Annotated in this window: 11 protein-coding genes and 2 pseudogenes; 4 read left to right on the top strand and 9 right to left on the bottom strand. The window is 42.7% G+C overall.

Annotated features, from left to right (window positions below):
- Nucleotides 1–38 precede the first annotated feature (38 nt).
- Nucleotides 39–1,679, top strand: coding sequence for an amino acid permease (locus NQ510_RS07215; protein WP_005824251.1), 1,641 nt, complete (start codon nucleotides 39–41; stop codon nucleotides 1,677–1,679).
- Nucleotides 1,680–1,726: 47 nt separating this feature from the next.
- Here the strand turns inward: NQ510_RS07215 and NQ510_RS07210 are convergent, their stop codons facing one another.
- From NQ510_RS07210 to NQ510_RS07180, 7 genes and pseudogenes are all read right to left on the bottom strand, one after another.
- Nucleotides 1,727–2,884, bottom strand: a complete 1,158-nt coding sequence (locus NQ510_RS07210) for an acyltransferase (protein WP_005824252.1) — start codon at nucleotides 2,882–2,884, stop codon at nucleotides 1,727–1,729.
- 371 nt (nucleotides 2,885–3,255) lie between these two features.
- Entirely contained in the window at nucleotides 3,256–4,896 is a 1,641-nt protein-coding gene (locus tag NQ510_RS07205; protein ID WP_005824254.1) for a fumarate hydratase, read from the bottom strand.
- 133 nt (nucleotides 4,897–5,029) lie between these two features.
- On the bottom strand, nucleotides 5,030–7,021 hold the full coding sequence (locus NQ510_RS07200; RefSeq protein WP_005824256.1) for a DUF4954 family protein: 1,992 nt from the start codon (nucleotides 7,019–7,021) through the stop codon (nucleotides 5,030–5,032).
- 108 nt (nucleotides 7,022–7,129) lie between these two features.
- Entirely contained in the window at nucleotides 7,130–8,386 is a 1,257-nt protein-coding gene (hflX, locus tag NQ510_RS07195) for a GTPase HflX (RefSeq protein ID WP_005824258.1), read from the bottom strand.
- A 187-nt stretch (nucleotides 8,387–8,573) separates the two neighbouring features.
- Entirely contained in the window at nucleotides 8,574–9,350 is a 777-nt protein-coding gene (locus NQ510_RS07190; protein WP_005824260.1) for a hypothetical protein, read from the bottom strand.
- Between the two features lie 31 nt (nucleotides 9,351–9,381).
- Nucleotides 9,382–11,010, bottom strand: coding sequence for a RagB/SusD family nutrient uptake outer membrane protein (locus tag NQ510_RS07185; protein WP_225982625.1), 1,629 nt, complete (start codon nucleotides 11,008–11,010; stop codon nucleotides 9,382–9,384).
- A 25-nt stretch (nucleotides 11,011–11,035) separates the two neighbouring features.
- Nucleotides 11,036–14,047 (bottom strand): annotated as a pseudogene (locus NQ510_RS07180) (SusC/RagA family TonB-linked outer membrane protein); the annotation flags it as partial.
- Nucleotides 14,048–14,479: 432 nt separating this feature from the next.
- Here NQ510_RS07180 and NQ510_RS07175 point away from each other — a divergent pair.
- Nucleotides 14,480–15,700, top strand: a complete 1,221-nt coding sequence (locus NQ510_RS07175; RefSeq protein ID WP_005828427.1) for an ATP-binding protein — start codon at nucleotides 14,480–14,482, stop codon at nucleotides 15,698–15,700.
- Nucleotides 15,701–15,835: 135 nt separating this feature from the next.
- Nucleotides 15,836–16,978 (top strand): annotated as a pseudogene (locus NQ510_RS07170) (AAA family ATPase).
- 152 nt (nucleotides 16,979–17,130) lie between these two features.
- Here the strand turns inward: NQ510_RS07170 and NQ510_RS07165 are convergent.
- A complete protein-coding gene (locus tag NQ510_RS07165) occupies nucleotides 17,131–18,624 on the bottom strand; it encodes a RagB/SusD family nutrient uptake outer membrane protein (protein ID WP_005828414.1) in 1,494 nt (497 codons plus the stop codon).
- Between the two features lie 18 nt (nucleotides 18,625–18,642).
- Nucleotides 18,643–21,687: a SusC/RagA family TonB-linked outer membrane protein gene (locus NQ510_RS07160; protein WP_074668629.1), complete on the bottom strand. Its 3,045-nt coding sequence runs from the start codon at nucleotides 21,685–21,687 to the stop codon at nucleotides 18,643–18,645.
- Nucleotides 21,688–22,134: 447 nt separating this feature from the next.
- On the opposite strand from NQ510_RS07160, the gene NQ510_RS07155 reads away from it, so the two are divergent.
- Nucleotides 22,135–23,355 (top strand): ATP-binding protein, encoded by a 1,221-nt coding sequence (locus tag NQ510_RS07155; protein WP_008665782.1) that lies wholly within the window; start codon nucleotides 22,135–22,137, stop codon nucleotides 23,353–23,355.
- Nucleotides 23,356–23,398 lie beyond the last annotated feature (43 nt).

Raw genomic sequence — 23,398 nt, 5'->3', positions numbered from 1 at the left:
CCGTACCTTTGCGCCCGATTTATCAGAATTGAAGCATAATGGGATTATTCATCAGAAAGCCATTCGAGGCACTGCAAGCGGAGGCTAATGCCTCCGGAAAGAAAACATTGAAACGTGTACTTGGTCCGTGGAGCCTTGTTGCCCTGGGCGTGGGAGTCATCATCGGAGCGGGTCTATTCTCCATCACCGGAACGGTGGCGGCAGGCTATACGGGACCGGCCATCACACTGTCCTTTGCCATTGCCGCACTGGGATGCTGCTTCGCCGGACTGTGTTATGCGGAATTTGCGTCCATGATACCCGTAGCCGGCAGCGCATACACCTACTCGTATGCCACGATGGGCGAACTCATCGCCTGGATTATCGGGTGGGACCTGGTACTGGAATACACCGTAGCCGCAACCACGGTAAGCATCAGTTGGAGCCGCTATCTGGTCGTCTTTCTCGAGGGACTGGACATACATCTACCGCAAGCCCTCACCGCCTGTCCCTGGGATGGCGGAGTCGTAAATATCCCCGCCTTCCTTATCGTCGTGCTGATGAGCCTCTTCCTGATACGGGGTACGGAAGGCAGCTCCATCTTCAACGGCTTCATTGTATTCCTGAAGGTTTCCGTCATACTGATTTTTGTCATACTCGGCTGGAAATACATCAATACCGACAACTATACACCTTACATCCCTGCCAATACGGGCGTGCTGGGCGAATATGGCTTCTCCGGCATCCTGCGAGGGGCGGCCATCGTATTCTTCGCCTTCCTCGGGTTCGACGCCGTGAGCACAGCTGCCCAAGAGACGAAGAACCCGAAGCGGAACATGCCTATCGGCATTCTGGTCTCCCTGCTGGTATGCACCGTGCTCTATATGGTTTTTGCCCACGTCATGACGGGAGTGGCACACTACACCGCCTTCAGCGGACAGCAAGGCATTGCTCCCGTTGCCATAGCCATAGAGCACATGGGGCAGGCTGATGCGGCAGGTATCATCCAGCCGGACTATCCCTGGCTGAACCGTGCCATCGTGCTGTCCATTCTGTTCGGATATTGCTCCGTCATCATGGTGACGCTGCTGGGACAGAGCCGCGTATTCCTGAGCATGAGCCACGACGGGCTGCTGCCTCCTTTCTTCTCGCATATCAACGAAAAGTTCCGTACTCCGGCACGCAGCAACCTGCTCTTCATGGTACTTGTGGGCCTGCTGGCAGCTTTTGTACCCGCACGGCTGGCCGGAGAGATGACAAGCATCGGCACGCTGATGGCCTTCACGCTGGTCTGTGCCGCTGTACTGGTAGTACGCAGAACCATGCCTGACGTGCCCCGTTCCTTTAAAACCCCACTTGTTCCACTTATCCCCATACTGGGTATTCTTACTTGCCTTTGCATGATGTTGTTCCTTCCTGCCGATACATGGATACGCCTGGTGCTGTGGATGCTCATCGGTCTGGACATCTACGTGGGCTACGGCATGAAGCACAGTAAGCTGGAGCATGGAGGCGACACCCGCCACGGGCAGGTTGCCTTGAACATGATTGGACTTATCCTTGCCGTTCTTTGCGTCATCACCGGACTGTGGCACCAACAGACTGTGGGATGGGGAGAAAACAAAGTGCTGCTGATTATCTCGTTTGTTTTCGCATTCACGCACTGCGCTTACTATATGTGGAGAATCTGGAGGAAATAATAAGCCCTAAATCTCCTCCTTTAAAGATAAACAATCTTTCATCCAAACTACCCCAGCACCCACTTGGTCTGCTTCCCGAAACAACGGTATGCCATTGCCACCAGAAACCAGGAAGTACAGAAAGCGACGACTGCGGCACAAGGTATCTGAAGATAGATAGGAACATGGATAGCACGCATCAGGACTACGCTCGGTCCGGTAAAGAAATAGTGTATCATATAGACTCCAAAACCACAGAGCGTCAAGTTTGCCAATGCTTTCTTGATGCGCTCCGAACGGAAATTGGCCCGCTTGCAAAGCATAAACACGGGGATGGTCATCATTACTACATTCAGCGAACAGTAGGTGAAAAAGAGTTCGAGCATCTCATCCGTAAAATCCGGCAAGGAGGTCATACGACGGAAACCAAGGAATGTCACGGCATAGCCAATGGCAAACATGGGAATGCCGATGCCACAGAGTTGCCGGCCCGTCCAGTTATGGTTCCTCAGATAATGGCCCAACAATAGGTAGCCGTTAAAACCGGCAAAGTAATACAGCATACCGAACGAGTTCCACGAGCAAGTCCCCCAAAGGTACGGAGCGGCAAACTCGGTATAATAAGGCAGCAGCAGTGTCACTCCCCATGCTGCAAGAAACCATAGTTTGGCACGTTCCGAGGCCTTCTCCACCCATGCCGAGAATATCGGAAGATAGAGATAAAGCCCTATCAGCAGATAGATATACCACATGTGTACATCCAATAGAGAGAAATTAAAAGGCATTTCTGCAATATATCCCAGGCTCACTGCCAGAGACTGGCGCATCACTTCCTCACCCGAATAAGGGAAGAAATCCAGAATCACTTTCGGCTCCACTCCCAGCAGTCCCGTTATCCAGGGGAACAGATTGTAAATCACAGACCAGATGAGGAAAGGAAAGAATACGCGGGGGATACGTTTCTTGTAGAATGCCGAGGCGTCACCCCGTACCGGCAACAGCAATGCACCGGTAATCATTACAAAAAGCGGTACGCAAGGACGGAGCGCCGCACCGTAGACAGCTCCCCAGAACTTGATGTCAACAATGTCGGGCGATGTGCCCGGATAGAAGTTAAAAGGGTCTGTGCAATGGCAGCAAACTACTGTAAACATTGCAACAAGGCGTACCACATCCAGCCATACGATGTGTTGTGCCGGAGTTTGTCGTGTAAGAGTTGGTTCCATGTTTTATTAAATTGGTTGTTTGGAGGGCTAAAGATAAAGAAGTTAACCGAGAAATGAAAAGGAGAATGTAACAAAAATACGACAACAAACGAGTTTCAGTTTTATTCTCCTATAGAAAACAATCTGTTTTATCAAGGCAGAACAGAGTGTTCCAATAGGGAAGAACACTTTGTTCCAACATGAAAGAACAGTTTGTTTCTTCCTATTGAAACAATTTGTTTCAACATAAAGGAACAGTTTGTTTTGCTTGATGAAACAGAGTGTTCTATGCCGCGAAACACTTTGTTTTCCTCTACAAAACAAAAAAGCCGTAACAAGATTTTCTCCGTTACGGCTTTCCTTATATTATGCCTTTCTAAAAGGCTTCTGTTTTACTTGCTGCAATTCCAGGGCTTCAGTTGCTTGAAGAAGTCGTTGCCCTTATCGTCCACCAAGATGAATGCAGGGAAGTTCTCCACCTCAATCTTCCAGATAGCTTCCATACCGAGTTCGGGATATTCCACGCACTCAATGCTCTTGATGTTGTTCTGTGCCAAGATAGCGGCAGGACCACCGATAGAGCCCAAGTAGAAACCGCCATACTTTTGGCAGGCATCTGTCACTTGCTGGCTGCGGTTACCTTTGGCAAGCATAATCATGCTGCCGCCGTGGCTTTGGAAGAGGTCTACATACGGGTCCATACGTCCGGCAGTAGTCGGGCCCATGGAGCCGCAAGCCATGCCTTGAGGAGTCTTGGCAGGACCGGCGTAGTAGATGGGATGGTCTTTGATGTACTGCGGCAGGTCTTCGCCACGGTCCAGACGTTCTTTCAGCTTGGCGTGTGCGATGTCACGGCCTACGATGATGGTTCCATTCAGAGACAAACGGGTGGAAACCGGATACTTGGTCAGTTCCTTCAGAATATCGGCCATCGGCTGGTTCAAGTCAATCTTCACCACATCGCCTTCACCGGCCTTACGGAGTTCTTCGGGAATCAGTTCACCCGGGTTGCTGTCGAGCTTTTCAATCCAGATACCTTCTTTATTGATTTTACACTTGATGTTGCGGTCGGCAGAGCAGGAAACGCCCAGACCCACGGGGCAGGAAGCACCGTGACGCGGCAGGCGGATGATGCGTATGTCGTGAGCCAGATACTTGCCGCCGAACTGGGCACCGAGGCCAATCTTATGAGCTTCTTCCAGTACCAGCTTCTCCAGTTCCACATCGCGGAAAGCGCGGCCGAACTCATTGCCGGTAGTGGGTAGGTTATCGTAGAAGTGGGTGGAAGCCAGTTTCACAGTCAGCAAGTTCTTTTCGGCAGAGGTACCGCCGATAACGAATGCGATGTGATAGGGAGGACAAGCTGCCGTACCCAAAGTCTTGATTTTTGAGATAAGGAAGGGAACCAATGTTTCGGGGTTGAGGATAGCCTTTGTCTCCTGGTAGAGATAAGTCTTGTTGGCAGAGCCACCACCCTTGGTTACGCAGAGGAACTCGTACTCCATACCTTCCGTAGCTTCGATGTCAATCTGTGCGGGAAGGTTGCACTTCGTATTCACCTCATCGTACATGGTGAGGGGAGCATTCTGCGAATAGCGCAGGTTCTCTTCGGTATAAGTCTTGTAAACACCCAGTGAGAGGGCTTCTTCGTCACAGTATCCGGTCCATACCTGCTGTCCCTTCTCACCGTGGATGATTGCCGTACCCGTATCCTGGCAGAAAGGAAGTACCCCTTTGGACGCTACCTCTGCATTGCGCAGGAAGGTGAGTGCCACGTATTTATCGTTATCGCTTGCTTCGGGGTCACTCAGAATCTTAGCAACCTGCTCGTTGTGCGAACGACGCAACATGAACGATACATCACGGAAAGCCGCATTGGCCATTGCCGTCAAACCTTCTTTTTCAATCTTCAGGATAGGTTTTCCTTCAAACTCGCTTACTGACACGTAATCTTTCGTAAGCAGATAATACTCAGTAGTATCTTTTCCCTTCTCGAACATGGGCTGATACTTGAACGGAGGTGTTGTTGCCATAATTACTCGTATATTTAATGTTTAAAAGTGATTCGGGTAGCAAAGGCAGCCTGAAAACCGCCTTTACAGAGCAAAGGTAAAAACTATTATTGAAATAATTCTTTAATTAGAGTAAAAAGGCGGCAAATCATAATTAATTTTCTGATACCCGCTGCATCCGCCCTATCAGTTCATCGCCCAGCGCCGTCTTCACCTCAATGTGTTTCAACACAGCCATTACAAACGGATTGCTTTCAAAGTCGCCGCGTACCTGCTCAAAATCAAGTTCCTTTTCCAAGCGTGAGCCGTCAGCTCCAAAGCCCGTCATGGAAGCCAGTGAAAATTCTTTCTTAGCATCCTCATACACCATGCGGTCGAGGCCAACTACTGCTTCTTTCCATTTTTCGACAATATGTATGACGTCTTCTGCCGTCATACCTTCCGGCTTGATACCATAGAACTCTTCCAACTTCTCATACGCCCAGGTCCATTCGTAGGTATAGTAGTTGCTGTGCATCTTCTCAAACTCGGCATTGATAGACTTCAAGCGATTGACTTTGCCGGACTCAATACCGTCTATCAGCGCATCTATCTCACTCTTTGGGGCTATCAATCCGGAAATATCCACCCATTCGCCGCTGCCAATGGCAGTATCGGGCTTCAAACGGGCACGTATTTCTTCATTGCTCCGGAAGTCAATGCCTTCCAAGCGCTTGATGACAGAGTTTCCGAGGAACTTATGAATGGCTATTTCATAGAAGCGGATACCTTTCACCAAAGCCGAGTTACGTATCTTCGCACTATGGAAAGAATAGATATCCGAAAGCTCGCCACTGGCATGACGCAGATTCTGCAACGTTTCCCGTCCCTTGAACATTTTCTGCACCGTGTAGGGGCTGAGAAGATTATAGTTGATGTAATCCAGTTTGTTCGGGTCGGTACGCCCGTCACGTTTCGGCCACTTCTGGGCATCACGGATGGTACCCACACTACGCAGGTTGACACCGGGTACAAGGTAGGTGGTATTATTCTGCTCTATCAAGTAAGAGAACGGCAGGTTCGAAGTATCAGAATGGTTGACATGGCGCCCCATTACCAAAGAGAATGCCCCTACCCTTGCAGGCCATAGGATGTACGAATCGGAAGTCGTCTTGGCACCACGTTCCAAAGTGCCTTGATGGATAGGTCCTAACTTATACATATGGTTACTCTGATTGGACCCCGAACCGGCATTCATAAAGGAAAACATACCGGCAATCAGCAACGTAGACTTATGGTGGGTTACCGTATAGGGTCCGGCAAAAATAGCGCACGCCTCCCCGTTCTCTCCCTGGCAGTTGCTGAAAAACAAAGAATCCGAGGCAGAGTAGTTGTGTCCCAACTTGCATGCCTGCCCCACGAAGCAGCGGCTCAGCATAGCTCCGTCATCTACATGAGACCCGGTAGAGATGATGAAATCATCACAAATCACCCCATGCCCGATGTGTACCGGCGCCACCTCGTTGCTGTTGATGCTTCCGTTATACAGACGGCATGTACCACAGATGCGGCAATAATCACCGATGCGCACATTCTTTATGGAACCGGTGTTCAATATCATTACATGGTTCCCGATGCTTCCTACAGCAGAAGCATGTTTGTTGGAATAAAAATCCGTGATTTCCTTCATCCGTGCAATCAGCTCCGGGCGATGGCGGTAAAGCGCCAGAATATAGGCTTGGTGTGCGGAGAGTTTATCATTAATCAGCACCTCACGGCCTCCCGTCTCATTCAGGACAGACACTTCTACCCCGTTACCGAACTTCGACACACCGTCTACCAGAATAATATCCACATTCTCAATGAAGGTGTCATGCCCTATTTCATAATTGGCAATGTAGTTCTGGATATTCTCAATGCAACAGTTATCTCCCACCGTTACATTATGCAGCGTCACATGCCGCAAACCGGAATGCTTCCTGATTCCTCCCGGCAACATAAATTCTGAATGGAACACTCCCAAACACACCTCACCCGAAAAACGGGTATGATGCACAAATTCCGTTGAGAACTCTTCTGCAACGGTTACTTTCCCCCAATCATCAGCCAGACATGACTGGCTCTTCAACCGGAGAATTTCATCTTCGGTCAGTCTTCTGTAATTCATCCTTATAACGAGTTATGAGTTATGAGTTATAAGTTATTGCCTTTGCCGGCACTACCGATTCAAACCGCTGCCAGCAAATAACTCATAACTTATAACTCATAACTAAAATTAAACTTCTTCTTCGTAGGTCTGATAAAGAAAGTCATTATAGGGGTACTTCTGCACGTGCAATTCCTTCACACGCTGATAAACTACACTCTTCAGTTCCTCCATATTGATTTTTTCGCGGGCAGAAATAAAGAGGCAGTTATCCTCCATCTTAGCCATCCACGTCTTCATCAGTTCTTCGAGTGTCAAGTTTTCCTTGGTTCTGGGGGTAAGGTCGTCAGCCGCTTTCTCTATATAAGTATAAGCGTCTATCTTATTGAATACAAGAATCATGGGCTTACCGGCGGCACCGATATCTGCCAACGTCTTGTTCACAACTTCTATCTGTTCTTCAAAATCCGGATGAGAGATGTCTACGATATGCAACAGCAAGTCCGCCTCGCGTACCTCATCCAGAGTAGACTTGAAGGAGTCTACCAAATCCGTCGGCAATTTACGGATAAAGCCCACCGTATCGGATAGCAGGAACGGCAGGTTCTCAATAATCACCTTACGCACCGTAGTATCCAACGTGGCAAACAGCTTATTCTCTGCAAAGACTTCACTTTTCGAAAGCAAAGTCATCAATGTGGATTTTCCTACATTGGTATATCCCACCAATGCCACACGAATCAAGCGTCCGCGGTTCTTCCGCTGGGTAGACTTCTGCTTGTCAATCTCAGCCAAACGCTCCTTCAACAATGACATACGGTTCAAGATGATACGGCGGTCCATTTCCAGCTGCGTTTCACCCGGACCGCGAAGTCCCACGGAACCTTTACCTCCACCGGCACCGGAGCCACCACCCTGGCGTTCCAAGTGGGTCCACAAACGTTGCAGACGGGGGAGCATGTACTTATACTGCGCCAGCTCCACCTGCGTTTTTGCATTGGCAGTCTGGGCACGCATGGCAAAGATATCGAGAATCAAGGACGTACGGTCCAGTATCTTGATTTTGAGTTCAGCTTCTATATTGCGTATCTGCTTGGCGGAGAGTTCATCATCAAAAATCACCATGCCGATTTCGCGTTCGGCTTCTTCTTCATTCCGGATATACTCTTTAATTTCTTCCAGCTTGCCCTTGCCGACATAAGTCACGGAATGCGCTGCATCCAGCTTTTGGGTAAACCGCTTCACTACTTCCGCCCCGGCTGTCTCAGCCAAGAATGCAAGCTCGTCCAGGTATTCATTGGTCTTACGCTCATCCTGAGTCTTCGTGACAAGACCTACCAATACCGCTGTTTCTGCCTGCGCTTCGGAGATTACAAATTCTTTCATAGTTTCTATACCTTATTATATATACGTATTGTTGGTTCGGGCAGCAAATATAAATAATTTTGGCGGAAGCGCCTTAAAAAGGGGAATAAAATAAAAACAGATACAATAGAAAAATGGCATGTAAAATGAAGTCGAACTTCATCTTACATGCCATTTCAAATTACATGTTATCTAATTGCCAGGATAATCAGAACCCTTCCGGCATCTCCAACGTTTCCGTGAATCCCTGATACAGTACTCCCCATTTACCACCGTCAAGTATTACTAAGCCCTGCATCGGGAAAGACAACACGTTCCCTTTACGCTCCATACCTGCAGCTGCAAAATATAGCATACCATAATCCGTCTTGTCATAACCAGTAGGTTGAGGATCCCAACCTATCAGTTCTTGATTGTCATCGCTTAGCGTAAACATGATGGGATATCCTTTCGTAATGCAATCTTCCAGCTTATAGATATTAGCCTCTTTAGCCTTCAGTACAGGTTGATCCCAACCCTCGCCAAATAATTGAGATGCATAGTAGCCTATACCTATATTGAGCCAAGTATAGTCACGCTTTATTTTTATCGTCACCTTGGGTGAACCATAAACATAGGAATCTTCTTCAGGAATGGTAATTGTATAAGATGCAGTAGTACCCACAGCTATGTCAAACGCAATCTTTACTTCTTTGAGTGCTTCACCGGCAGCAAAATCAACCGTTGTCGGCACTGTTACGTTCTCCGCATCTGTAGTCAAGCGAATAGATGCAGCCGCATCTGTTTTCTGACGGCCGATTTTGACCACAAAAACCTGTTCATCATTCGGATAATAAGTCAAATCAGTGTTATCAGCATAAATATAAGCTTGTACACCCTCGGTAGGAACCGGAGAAGGCTCCCACTCCACACCGTCTGAACAAGCCGTCATAGCCAAACCGCATACGGCCAAGCCCAAAAACAATTTATTGAATATCTTATTCATATACAAATTCTATTAAAAGTTAGTTCATTGGTTAATTGTTACCCGGTGCAAACTCCCCTATCGGAGTAGGACGTTTAGCAATAGCACCGGACGGGTCCGGATTGTTCATTCCCTGAAGGGCAGTATTTGAATCGACCTCGGTCTTAGGAATCATCAATGTCCAGTTGGGCTTCACACCTTTACAGTTTATCTTGAAGATATCTTCTATAAAGTTGGTACCCTCATAATTCTGAATGACATCCGGTTTCAGACGTTTAGCCGTGGGGAATGCGATTCCCTCACCCCAGAACTCGATACGCATCTGTTTCAACACCTCAAGTTGGAAATTACGCAAATCACCCGTACTGAAATTGTAATTGCTCTGGCGGTACTGCTTCATAAAGTTATTCAACAACTGTACGCCTGCTGCCACATTCTGGCTGGCACCTACTGCTTCAGCCTCTATGAGATACATCTCTTCCACACGCATCACGGGAATATCTGCAGCCGCACCCACAGAATAAGTGTTATAGTCACCACCCACGGGGCGGAACTTCAATGACATATAATCCGGTTGTTCATCCAGCCATGCATTGCCTCTCACTGACTGGTAAGCGTAAGTACTTCTGTCCGGGTCAAGGTAAGAATATTTGCGGAAATCGGTAGCAGGAATCGCGTCATAAAGTGAACGTGCCATCTGGAGCTTAGACAAAGAAGCATATCCCCAATCCGCTTCATTGGAAATGTGACCAATGAAATTAGCAAGATTACCCATATTGGAAGCCGTGGGGTGAAGGTACCACATCCATGCAGAAGTAGCCGTATTGAAACCGGTAGTGGGATTATGCCACTGTGATTCGCTCATAGGTGTTGCTCCCGACTTATCAATAGCCTTGCGGGCATACTCGGCAGCTTTAGCAAACTGACCATCCCACATATATACTTTGGCCTTCAGACCATATACGACCGCCAAGTCAGGGAAGTTCTTACTGACAGGTGTATAAGACTCCAGACCTATCTCTGCCTTGTCAAGGTCGGCAAGAATGAAATTCACCAATTCTTCGTGGGTTGCACGCGGATTGCTCTTCGCAATGTCGTTAGTTGTTGCCTCAGTCACGATGGGCACCGTCAGCCCCAGTACCTTGCTACAATCGGTATAGATGTTTTCTACCGGTTCGAAAAGTACCATCAGCGTATAATAGTCCAATGCACGGAAAGCATGGGCTATACTTCCAAGCCCACGCATTTCATCGGTAATTGTGGGATCAGTCACATCAACGGCCGCAATCACGTCATTGGCCGATTTAACGAACTTATATAGGGTGAAGTAAGGCAAATATGAATAATAGCCGGTGTCGTTCATACCATTATTGGCATTGAAGCGCCACCACCAGTCATATCCGTAATCCGTAGCCACGACATCACCCAGCAGTTCTGTCTGGGCCAACATCAATGAGGGATAAGCAAGGTCGGTCTCATGTGTTTGCTTACCGTACACTAGATAGCCTTGTACCATTTGCGATGGCAAGCCATTAAGCGAAGCCTCAATCGCTGTTGCCGATGCACCAATCTGATCGGAGGTCGCTGTAGAATCTTCGGGAAAAACCTCTTCTATACAGCCGGTCAATACCGTGGCCGATACGACCATAACCGAAAATAGTTTGAATATATTCTTCTTCATAATCATTGTAATCTATATATTAGGTTTAGAACTCAAATGACACACCACCAGAGATGGTACGCATCGGTGAATAGAAAGTAGCATTGGTTGTCTCGTCGTATGACTGACGTGGGTCGAACCCTTTACGTTTAGACCAATAGAAAACATTTTCTGCCGACATATACACACGCAATGAGTTGATGGCCAACTTTCTTGTCCACTTGGAAGGCAACGTGTAGCCCACATTAATATTCTGGATATTCAAGAAGCTTGCATTTGTCAAGAAGCGCGTAGACATTGCCCCTGAATATTGGTCGTTCATCTGGAAACGAGGGATATTAGTATTTGTGTTCTCAGGAGTCCATGAGTTCAGCAAATCCTTATGGTAGTTGTAACCAGCCGTACCATAAGGTGACGACATAAAGTAAGCATACGTACCATCATATTGCTTACCACCAATCTGGTAAGTGAAGTTTATGCCAAAGTCCACGCCATAGACTTTCAGTTTGGTACCGAAACCACCATACACTTTAGGTATTGAGCTTTCCTCTGTGATGTAATAGTCAGCCTGAGCATGATTCGTAGTCGTTTCACGTCCGGTGATATTGCCGGCCTCGTCCTTGACATTCTTATAGAACAAAGACTCACCCTTTTCATTCACTCCGGCATACTCCTTCAAGCGCCATGTAAACATAGACAAATCTTCACCAATGAAGAAGCTTCCGTTAGAATAGCCCTTATATCCTTTTCCATCAGCTGTATACTCAGTAGTAATCAACTTATCAGGATCAAGCATCGTAATACGGTTCTTCAAGGTTGAAATGTTCACATTCACATCCCACGTAAAGTTACGTGTATCGAAGATATTCACATTGAAGTCCATTTCCACACCACTATTGACCATGTTACCAACGTTGTCCATATAGGAAGCATAACCCAATGATGGAGCCACGGTAAATGAGAACAACATATCCGAAGTCTTACGTCTGTAGTACTCGATGCTACCGGTTACACGGTTCCACAACTGGAACTCTGCACCGATATTGAAGTTAGTGTTGGTTTCCCAAGTGATGTCTTTAGTGCCCTTAGATTTAAATGAAGTACCAAGGCTGTTGTTAGAGTTGATAATGTTAAATCTATCCGTATAGAGGAAGTCACCGATATTGTCATTACCTTGTGAACCAATAGAAGCCTTCAGCTTCAGTTCCTGCACCCATGAAGCATCAAACCAGCTTTCTTTGTTGATAAGCCACGCACCGCCTACCGACCAGAATGTACCCCAGCGATGGTCCGGATGGAAACGGCTGGAAGCATCACGACGCAAAGAAGCCGAGCCGAAGATGCGTTCGTCATAATTGTATTGCAAACGGCCGAAGAAACCTTCATTGTTACGACGCTCTTTATAGGAAGAAGCACCTTGTCCGTCGATAATGGCACCATCCAATTCCTTATTGCCTTGAGAGAACATCTGCGACTTGCTGGCCCCAAGTTCATAGTAGCGATAATCATAATATTCGTGACCTAAAAGAATATCGAAGTTATTGTCGCCAAACGAACGGGCATAAGAAACAAGTTGTTGCAGGTTGTAATCGTAAGTACGTGTATGATACTTACTCACTGTACCGCCAGTGGAGTCGAACTGCCCGTAGTAAGGATTGTAAACGTAACTATGACGTGTCTCATCCAAGTTGAAAGCACCATTGAATGTCACCTTTAGGCCTTCTATAGGAGTTATATCTACAAAGGCGTTGCCGTTAATGGCATTTCCTTCAGAGTTTCTGGTATTTAGTTTATTGTCTAGAATAGGGTTGGCATCAGCAATGAAAGGACGCTGCATACCTGCATTGATACCACTACCGTAGTCCATCATTCCAATACCATTATTATCCACCATGATGCTGCCGTCAGCATTGCGCACGTAGGCGGGATAGATGGGAGCCATTTGGGTAACAAACGCCCATATATTACCGGTAGACGAACTGGTACCATTGTTACTCAACGAGTTAGAATCAAAACGTGCATATCCCATATTACCACCAATCTTCAACCACTTCTTTGCCTGATAGTCGGCTTTCAAACGGCCTGTCAAACGTTTCAGGTCAGAGCCTTCAGTGATACCCTCATTTCCAAGATAACCTAAAGAAACATAGAAAGAGGACTTTTCATTGGCTGCGCTCACCGAGAAGTTGTATTCCTGACGCAGACCGGTACGCATTCCTACATCTTCCCAATCATCCGGAGTCAGCAGATAATCACGTCCTTTATAGTTCGTCACTCTACCCAATGTAGCGTTGGGGTTGAGCTTACCGTTCTGGCCGATGAGGAATTGCCCATCGGGAACCGTATATACATTGTATCCCAATCCACCGTTGGAGCCAAACAAATTCTTGTTTGCCTCAAGCCATGCAGCCTGGTCATTCATTCCCGTTGACTTATAATAATTGTTCATGGCACGATAATGCATCTCGTAGTACATGCCAGGATTGTCAATCACTTCATATTTCTGCAACGCTCGAGTGTTAGCACCCCACTTAGCATCAAAAGTCACCTTAGCCTCTCCCGACATGTTGGCTCTTTTGGTAGTGATGATAATTACACCATTAGCACCACGAGCACCGTAAAGTGCATTCGAAGCTGCATCCTTCAATACTGTCATTGACTCAACGTCGTTAGGATTGATATTATTAATATCACCGCTATAAGGAGCGCCGTCCACAATAATCAGAGGGTCATTCTTTGCATTGATAGAACTAAAACCACGAATCTTGATGGATGATTTTGCACCTGGAGCACCGTCATTGGAAGTCAATGTCACACCCGGCACAGCACCTGCCAAAGCATCGGTAACATTCGTCACTTGCGACTGCTCCAGCTTTTCGGTACCAACCACCTTAGCCGAACCCGTAAATGCAGACTTCTTTGCTGTACCGAAAGCGACCACCATTACCTCATCAAGCATCTCAGTATCAGACTTCATCACCACTTTTACGCTGGATTTTATTGCCACCTCCTGGGTCTGCATACCAATATACGAAATTACCAGAGTTTTCGCGGAACTACAATATATGTATATTGCTGAAAATTAATAATTTACAATCATTATAAAACAAGGCTTACTCTATTATATATTCTATATAAAGGTATATGGCGAAGGGAGGTAAGTGGTTTGAAGTACCCATTTCATACCATTTTGAATAATTAAAAGCTGATAATAAGCACGTTATTATTAAATTTCATTCTACCCTTTTAATTTGTGATGTACTAATTAACCCAACAAATGTTTTTTATTCAAGAATAACGATAAATTATATAGAGGAATTTATCTTGAAATATAGATTTTATCCATAAAAGTCCCAAAATTCTTTTTTGTTGAGAAATATTTAGTTTACATATATTATTTATAATGTATGAATGTGGAATATACATGGAAATATTCAATTATAATTGAAATATTTTATATCTTTTCATATAAACTAAATCATGTTTGAATATGAAAAATTATATCTCCCGTCCTTTATACATAAAGAGAATTGAACCGTTTATTGATAAAAGTATAATAAAAGTAATAACCGGCCAACGTAGGATAGGTAAAAGCTACATTCTTTTACAGATATCAGATATCATAAAGAAAAACATACCGGAAGCCAATATCATTTTTGTAGATAAAGAGCAACTTGCCTTCACGGAAATTAGGAACTACATGGATCTTTATCAATATGTTTTAAAGAAGGTTACTGGGTATAATCATAACTATCTTTTTGTAGATGAAATCCAAGAGATTGAAGAATTCCAATTGTGTCTGCGGAGTTTATTGAACGAAAATAAATGTGATATCTATTGCACCGGAAGTAATGCTAAAATGCTGTCCAGTGAACTTGCTACTCAATTGGCAGGAAGATATATAGAATTTCCCATTCACTCACTTAGCTATGGGGAATTCTTAACTTTCAATCAACGCCAAGACTCCACCGAAAGTCTAAAACTCTATCTTACATTCGGAGGTATGCCATACATTCATAATCTAACAATGGACAAGAATGTCATATTCGAGTATTTGAGAAACGTTTATTCTACTATCCTACTAAAAGATGTGGTTGCACGTGAATCAATCCGGAATGTATCTTTTTTGGAGAATCTCGTAGCTTATCTGATAGATAATACCGGCTCTCTTTTTTCTGCCCAGAATATTAGTAAATATTTAAAGTCGCAACACGTCAACATTCCCACGCAGACAATTCTGAACTATCTAAAGGCACTGTGCAATAGTTTCTTTATTTACAAAATTCAACGAGCTGAAATCCGAGGGATGAAAATCTTTGAGATTGGTGAGAAATATTATTTTGAAGATTTGGGATTACATAATTCCATACAGCATTTTGATTTTCGAAAAGACATCAACAAGTTAATGGAAAATGTTGTATGCATTGATTTATTAAGATATGGATATGAAGTATATGTCGGAAAGAGTGGCAATAAGGAAATTGATTTCATTGCTTCCAAGGACGACCATAAAGTCTATATCCAAGTAGCATATATGCTTCCCGATGATGCAACTGTTAGGCGAGAATTTGGCAATCTTTTGGAAATAGCAGACAATTACCCCAAATATGTAGTTACAATGGATGAAATGCAAAGCGGGGGAAATTACAAAGGAATTAAACAGATTTCACTGCGAAACTTTTTGTTGGCAGAGGATAAAGAAAGATTGTAAATCTATAATTTAATTTCCAATATGAGAAGAGTAAATCAACAGATTTCCTCTGACAGATTATATGAAACAAAGTTGGAGAATCGATACAAAAGCATTGTGATATTTGCATTATAATAAGATTATAATTTTTTTTGTATAAAGCATTCACTTTATGGAGAAGAATACCCTTTCATAACCAATGGATATATATCCGCTGAATATTTTTGTGACCGTGTAGCTGAAACCGGAACATTAACCCGTTATATCACAAATGGTAACAATGTAGCTTTAATATCTTCTCGTCGTTTAGGAAAGACGGGCTTAATAGAACATTGTTTTCATCAAAAAACATATCGAAAAGGAATATTATATTTTCTTGATTGATATATATGCGACTAAGAATCTTCAAGAGTTTGTTTTTGAGCTTGGCAAAGGAATTATGAATGGTCTGAAACCACGAGGTAGAAAAGCGTGGGATTTGTTTTTAAGTTGCTTGTCATCGCTTCGGGCGGGAATTTCATTTGATTTTGCAGGAAATCCCGGTTGGAATTTGGAGATGAGAGATATAAAAACTCCTTCTATTACTTTGGATGAAATTTTTTATTATTTGGAGAAGGCCGACAAGCCCTGCCTGGTGGCTATTGACGAATTTCAAGCTATTGCCAAATATCCGGAAAAAATATTGAAGCTGTATTGCGTACCCATATTCAGCATTGCGCAAATGCAAGATTTATTTATGCAGGTTCCCAACGGCATATGATGGGCGAAATATTCACAAGTCCAGCACGCCCTTTCTATCAAAGTACAGCCATCATGGAATTACATCCAATAGACATAGGAACTTACACAAAGTTTATTAGGAAACATTTCCTCATAGCCAATAAAGACATTACAGAAGAAACTGTTCAGAACGTATATGAACGTTTTGAGGGCATTACATGGTATATTCAATTCATCTCCAACTCATTGTATGCAATGACAGCTACAGGTGAAATTTGTACGGCAGACAAAGTGAGCATAGCGATCGAAAACATTTAGTCTCAGTTGAATTTTACTTATTCCTCTCTTCTTTATCAACTTCCTCCCAAACAAAAGGAGGTATTGTTTGCCATTTGCAAAGAAGGAAAAGCAAGGGAAATAACTTCTTCCAGATTCTTGAAAACCTATAAATTGACAGCCAGCTCAGTACAAGGAGCTATAAAAGGATTGTTGGACAAGGATTTTGTTACTTGTGAACTTGGAGAATACAAGGTTTACGATAAATTCTTTGAAATATGGTTATTGAAGCAGTCTAAATAAGATTGATATGTCAGTGCATCTGCAATGATTTGTGTTGCCCTCTTTATACAACAAGAACCAGATTTCGTTATATTAAAAAAGGAGAGTATTCTAAATTTAGATACTCTCCCTCTTTTATTCATCTGATTTGCACAATCTAATGTGGCACTTTATCATTTCTGCAAATTGGGATTATTCGTTACTTCACGCTCTGGAATTTCAAAGATCAATCTGGAGTCATCGTATGAGATTGTTTCACCAGTCAATGCGTAGTTGTTGTCACCACGTACCATTGATTTGTGGAAACGTTTCAAGGTAAGTAAACCTCGTCCTTCGGCCCACATTTCTACACGCCAGTTGTAGTATATGTTTTCCAGTAATTGATCAGCATTCATATTGTCCACTTCTGCAGCCGTGGCCTGATCCCGCTGTTCTAATAGAGCCTTCAATGCTGCTTTTGCCTCGGGCAGATGATTTGCCCGTGCATTGGCTTCAGCATTTATCAGGTACATCTCTTCAACTCGCATGTAAACAATATCATTTGTCCATGTACGGTCTCCCATTGCTTTTCTTCCGGCATCATAAAATTTATACCAGCTAATCAATACAGACGGATGAAACCACTGTTTACGAGTATCTGTTTCAGGTATTTCATTATACAGATTATGGTCTATCATTTTATAATCACCTGCAGAACAGTAGCTATAAGTGAAATAATCTACCTGTCCCCAGAATGTGGGCAAACCTCCGGTGTTATCTTTGGTAATATCAAATGCCCACATCCATGAACCGATATTGATACTCCGGAATCCAGATTCGATAATTTCAGTTTCACTCATCAAAGGATATCCTGAGTTATTGATAATATCGGAAGTTAATGCAGCAGCATTCTCATATTCACCTTTGGTCAAATAAACATAGGCAAGTATTCCTTTAGCTGTCCATTGGTCGATTTGGTCCTTAGTGCCGTTGGGACGACCAATACCTGCTGATTCCAACTCTTCCAAAATATTTATTGATTCCTTCAAGTCGATAATAACCCGTTCATACACTTCCTCCACTGTGGAGAGTCCTAATGTCTCTGCTGTGGTTTGAGAACGGTAAAGAGGTATGGCCTTAGCATTTTTATCAATATCGTAAGGTTTTGCATATAAATTCACCAAATTGAAATACGAATGAGCCCTCAAAGCTTTTGCTTGTGCATAATAATTTTGGTTATCCTCATTAGCCGGTACACTTTCATCTCCTCCTACAGTGTCAAATATTTCATTGCAGGCCTTGATGATGCGGTAATAATACCTCCACAGCATGTAGGTTCTATTTTTTGTGGTAGTATTACACTGCAATCTAGCTGCATCGCTAAACCAGCCGTAGGTTTCTCCGCTCATTGCCAGATCCCCACTCATTAAATCTGTGGCAATATCAATGGATTTTTGTCCGAAATCGTCGTGATTCGTCGTACCGCCTGTCTGCCAGGCAAATGTTGTGGAATACGTACCTAATGCCTGACCTAACATGATATTAGGATTCCACACTGCATTTTCTTTTATCTGGTCAGATGAAATATATCCATTTGGATCTTCCTCCAGAAAAGATTCTTTACAGCCAGAAAGCACCAAGGCTACTAATGCAGAACAAGCTGCTATTTTATATATTACATTTCTCATATTCAAATGATTTTATTGTTAGAACTGAATCTTAATACCTCCCATAATAGTACTCAATGGAGCATACTGACTTCTGTCAGAGCCTCCGGAATCCTCATTAGGATCTGTACTGACGGTATTTCCTGCCATTGAGACAAATCCCTTACGAGCCGAAATGAACATCAGGTTGTCACCGGAAACATAAACCGACAAGGAACCAATGTTCATTCTATTCATCCATTTTTTAGGGAATGTGTAGGATAATCTTACATTGGATAAATTCAAATAAGAACGACTGGTAATGAACCGAGTAGAAGATGCATTTGTATATTCATCATATCCGGAAGTTAAACGTGGCACGTCTGTTATATCACCCGGCTTTTGCCAACGATTTTCAATGTCATTATGCCAGTTTCCACTACCAGGTGTATTGTTAGACATTAATGTAGCATATACACCGTCGTAAGCATATCCTCCTAAGCTATAGGAGAAAGTCGTATTTAATTCGAAACCTTTAACAGCTAAATCAAAACCGAATCCCCCTTGTAAAGTCGGAATACCTGATTTCCCGACATATTTCTTAGTTGCGTTGTTATAATCGGAGGTCTTTTCTACTTCCAAACGCTCTATTTTATTGTTTTGCTGGTAAGTTACCATATCTGTAATCAAGTCCTTGCTTCCATCGGCTTTTACATTATAGTATGAGTTGTATAATGCCATACCGGTTTCTGGATCTACACCGGCATATTCTCTTATATAGAAATCATACAGAGAATGTCCTTTCGACCATCCGTAAGCACCTTGTATCTCCAATGGCTTTTCTTTTCCTGTGGTATCATCCATAGGCATCTGGGTCATTTTATTCTTATAATGTCCACCATTAACACGTAAATCAAGACTTATATCATTCGTTTTCACAAGATGTGCCACCAAAGAAAATTCGAGACCCTTATTGACCATTTTACCGTCATTGACGGGGTATTGTGCATATCCCAGCGATGGAGATACTTGCTTTAGGAACAACATATCTTTGGTAGTCTTATTGTAGTATTCCACTTCACCTTCCAAAATATCGGCTATATTAAACTCGATACCAGTATTCCATGTTTCGCTGCGTTCCCATGTCAAATCAGGATTACCTTTATATTTAAAGCTAAAACTGATTTCATCATTCAGGTTACCGATCGTATACAAATCATTGTAAGGATAATAACCTGCAATGGTAGGATTGGTGATAAAGTCTTGGTTACCCAACACACCCCAACTTAACTTGTATTTCAAATTCTTCAACCAGCTCACGTCTTTCATGAAATTTTCGTTAGTGATGGCCCAGGCGGCGCCGATAGAACCGAATGTTCCCCATTTCTGCCCTTTGGCAAAACGTGATGAACCATCACGTCTTAATGTTCCATGAAAGAAATATTTATCGTTATAATCATATCTAATTTGTCCGAAGTAGCTTTCCATGTCAAACCCGTAGGTTTGAGAATCCATATAGTCCATAATTACAGCATTAGACCATTCTGTATTGTTAGGACGAACAATCTTTGATTTCTGGCCATAGTTGTCAGATGACTTGTAGAATGTAGATTCATGCGCAACGAATGCATCGAGATTGTGCACACCAAAACTTTTCTTCCATGACAATATCTGGTTTGACGTGAAGCTGAAGAATGTACTCATGTTTTTGAAAATACGTCCTAACCCCTCTGCATCACCATAATATGGATTTGTCAATTCATTGTTTTTTGTACCAAGATATTGCAATCCAAAGTTTACCGTTCCTTTGAAGTCTTTCAAGAAAGTTGCTTCAAACATGGCATTTCCGTTGAATGAATGAGACTGGTACTCATTCTTGTCCAATTGAATCGCTCCGGCTGGATTTACGCCTGAAGCGTAAGGACGTCCATAACCTTCAGCCATACCATAATCATACAGATATCCTCCGACCACATTATCCTTTATTTTATTGCCATCTGCATCACGTTGGAATACCGGAAATATGGAAGGCATAAAATTAATGAATTGGAAACCATTGTTCATGTTGTCACCTTGACCGGGCTTATTCAGTTCCATATAGCTATAAGCCATATTAACATTTGATTTCAACCATGAAGTGATGTCTTGAGACAGATTGGAACGGGCATTAAAACGTTCAAAATCCGAACCTATATAGTATCCTTCATCTTTCAAGTAACCGAAAGAGGTATAATGTGATAACTTGTCGCTACCTCCTGATATCTTAACATTGGCTTCTACTTTTTCTCCTGTACGGAAAATATAATCTTCCCATTTCTCCGGAGTAAATTTGCGGATTACACCTGCCTTCATTCTTCCAGTAACAGGATCTATCAGATTTTTACCTTCAGCCTTCCACATATTATATACGGGGGCAATACCGTAATCTGCATCAAAAAGGTCTTCGCTTGCATATTGTTTGGCAGTAGCTTCATCCTTAGGATTGTTCGCGCGGTACATATATTTGTTTTTAATACCTTCCCATGTCAGTTCAAGAAACCTTTCAGGATTTTCCATCGTGTCATAAAGAGGAATTATACGGGTGTTGATACCATATTTTACATTTGCCTCAACCTGCGTTTTTCCTTTTTTACCTCTTTTGGTGGTCAGCAAAATTACTCCATTGGCAGCTCTTGAACCATATAGAGCTGTTGCTGTTGCGTCCTTCAATACGGTAGTTGACTCTATGTCTGAAGGATCAATTCCACTTAAATCTGAACCAAAGGGGATTCCATCCACTACATACAGCGGAGCACGGCTTGAATTTACAGAACCTAAACCGCGAATTCTGATGCTTGCATTTGAGCCGGGTTGTCCACTAGTTGAAATAACTTGTACACCTGCTACTTCACCGGTTAGCGCTTTAGATAATTCGGACGGATTTTTGTTAGCAATACGGTCTCCTTTAATTTCAGTAGCGGAACCTGTGAAGGATCTTTTTGTAGCAGTACCATAGGCAACAACTACAACTTCATCCAAAAGTTCAGTATCACTCTGCATGACAACCCGTACATGCGGCTTAATTGTAACCTCTTGAGTCTGCATGCCGATGTACGAAATTACCAGAGTTTTCGCGGAACTACAATAAGTGTATATTGCTAAAAAACAATTGTTTACGTTTGCTATAGAACAGAGTTTATTCTATTGTATATTATCTATAAAGGTATATGGCAAAGGGAGGTAAGTGGCTCGAAGTACCCATTTCATACCGTTTTGAATAATTAAAAGCTGATAATGAGCGCGTTATTGTAACATTTCATTCTACTCTTTTAATTGGTGATGTACTAATTAACCCAATAAATGTTTTTTATTCAAGAATAACGATAGATTATATAGAGGAATTTATCTTGAAAGATAAATTTTATCCATAAAAGTTCCAAAATATTTTTTTGTTGAGAAATATTTGCTTTACATATGTTATTTATAATTGATGAATATATAATATATACGGCAAGATTCAATTATAATTGAAATATTTTATATCTTTGTATATAAACTAAATCATGTTTGAATATGAAAAATTATATCTCCCGCCCTTTATACATAAGGAGAATTGAACCGTTTATTGATAAAAGTATAATAAAAGTAATAACCGGCCAACGTAGGATAGGTAAAAGCTACATTCTTTTGCAGATATCAGATATCATAAAGAAAAACATACCGGAAGCCAATATCATTTTTGTAGATAAAGAGCAACTTGCCTTCACGGAAATTAGGAACTACATGGATCTTTATCAATATGTTTTAAAGAAGGTTACTGGGCATAATCATAACTATCTTTTTGTAGATGAAATCCAAGAGATTGAAGAATTCCAATTGTGTCTGCGGAGTTTATTGAACGAAAATAAATGCGATATCTATTGCACCGGAAGTAATGCTAAAATGCTGTCCAGTGAACTTGCTACTCAATTGGCAGGAAGATATATAGAATTTCCCATTCATTCACTTAGCTACGGGGAATTCTTAACTTTCAATCAATGTCAAGATTCCACCGAAAGTTTAAAACTCTATCTTACATTCGGAGGTATGCCATACATTCATAATCTAACAATGGACAAGAATGTCATATTCGAGTATTTGAGAAATGTTTACTCTACTATCCTACTAAAAGATGTGGTTGCCCGTGAATCAATCCGGAATGTATCTTTTTTGGAGAATCTCGTAGCTTATCTGATAGATAATACCGGTTCTCTTTTTTCTGCCCAGAATATTAGTAAATATTTAAAGTCGCAACACGTCAACATTCCTACGCAGACAATTCTGAACTATCTAAAGGCACTGTGCAATAGTTTCTTTATTTACAAAATTCAACGAGCTGAAATCCAAGGGATGAAAATCTTTGAGATTGGTGAGAAATATTATTTTGAAGATTTAGGATTACATAATTCCATACAGCATTTCGATTTTCGAAAAGACATCAACAAGTTAATGGAAAATGTAGTATGCATTGATTTGTTAAGATATGGATATGAAGTATATGTCGGAAAGAGTGGTAATAAAGAAATTGATTTCATTGCTTCCAAAGACGACCATAAAATCTATATTCAAGTAGCGTATATGCTTCCCGACGATGCAACTGTTAGGCGAGAATTTGGCAATCTTTTGGAAATAGCAGACAATTACCCTAAATATGTGGTAACAATGGATGAAATGCAAAGCGGGGGAAATTACAAAGGAATTAAACAGATTTCACTGCGAAACTTTTTGTTGGCAGAGGATAAAGAAAAACTGTAAATTAACGATTCAATCTCTACGAATCAATATTTAAAGTAAAAAG

Source organism: Bacteroides uniformis, assembly GCF_025147485.1.
Taxonomy (GTDB): Bacteria; Bacteroidota; Bacteroidia; order Bacteroidales; family Bacteroidaceae; genus Bacteroides; species Bacteroides uniformis.
This window is presented reverse-complemented; position numbering and strand designations above follow the sequence as displayed.

Excerpts from the sequence above, each read along its gene's own strand:
- hflX (WP_005824258.1), bottom strand. The coding sequence starts at position 8,386 with ATGAAAGAATTTGTAATCTCCGAAGCGCAGGCAGAAACAGCGGTATTG.
- NQ510_RS07215 (WP_005824251.1), top strand. The coding sequence starts at position 39 with ATGGGATTATTCATCAGAAAGCCATTCGAGGCACTGCAAGCGGAGGCT.
- NQ510_RS07205 (WP_005824254.1), bottom strand. The coding sequence starts at position 4,896 with ATGGCAACAACACCTCCGTTCAAGTATCAGCCCATGTTCGAGAAGGGA.
- NQ510_RS07190 (WP_005824260.1), bottom strand. The coding sequence starts at position 9,350 with ATGAATAAGATATTCAATAAATTGTTTTTGGGCTTGGCCGTATGCGGT.
- NQ510_RS07165 (WP_005828414.1), bottom strand. The coding sequence starts at position 18,624 with ATGAGAAATGTAATATATAAAATAGCAGCTTGTTCTGCATTAGTAGCC.
- NQ510_RS07175 (WP_005828427.1), top strand. The coding sequence starts at position 14,480 with ATGAAAAATTATATCTCCCGTCCTTTATACATAAAGAGAATTGAACCG.
- NQ510_RS07200 (WP_005824256.1), bottom strand. The coding sequence starts at position 7,021 with ATGAATTACAGAAGACTGACCGAAGATGAAATTCTCCGGTTGAAGAGC.
- NQ510_RS07185 (WP_225982625.1), bottom strand. The coding sequence starts at position 11,010 with ATGAAGAAGAATATATTCAAACTATTTTCGGTTATGGTCGTATCGGCC.
- NQ510_RS07210 (WP_005824252.1), bottom strand. The coding sequence starts at position 2,884 with ATGGAACCAACTCTTACACGACAAACTCCGGCACAACACATCGTATGG.
- NQ510_RS07155 (WP_008665782.1), top strand. The coding sequence starts at position 22,135 with ATGAAAAATTATATCTCCCGCCCTTTATACATAAGGAGAATTGAACCG.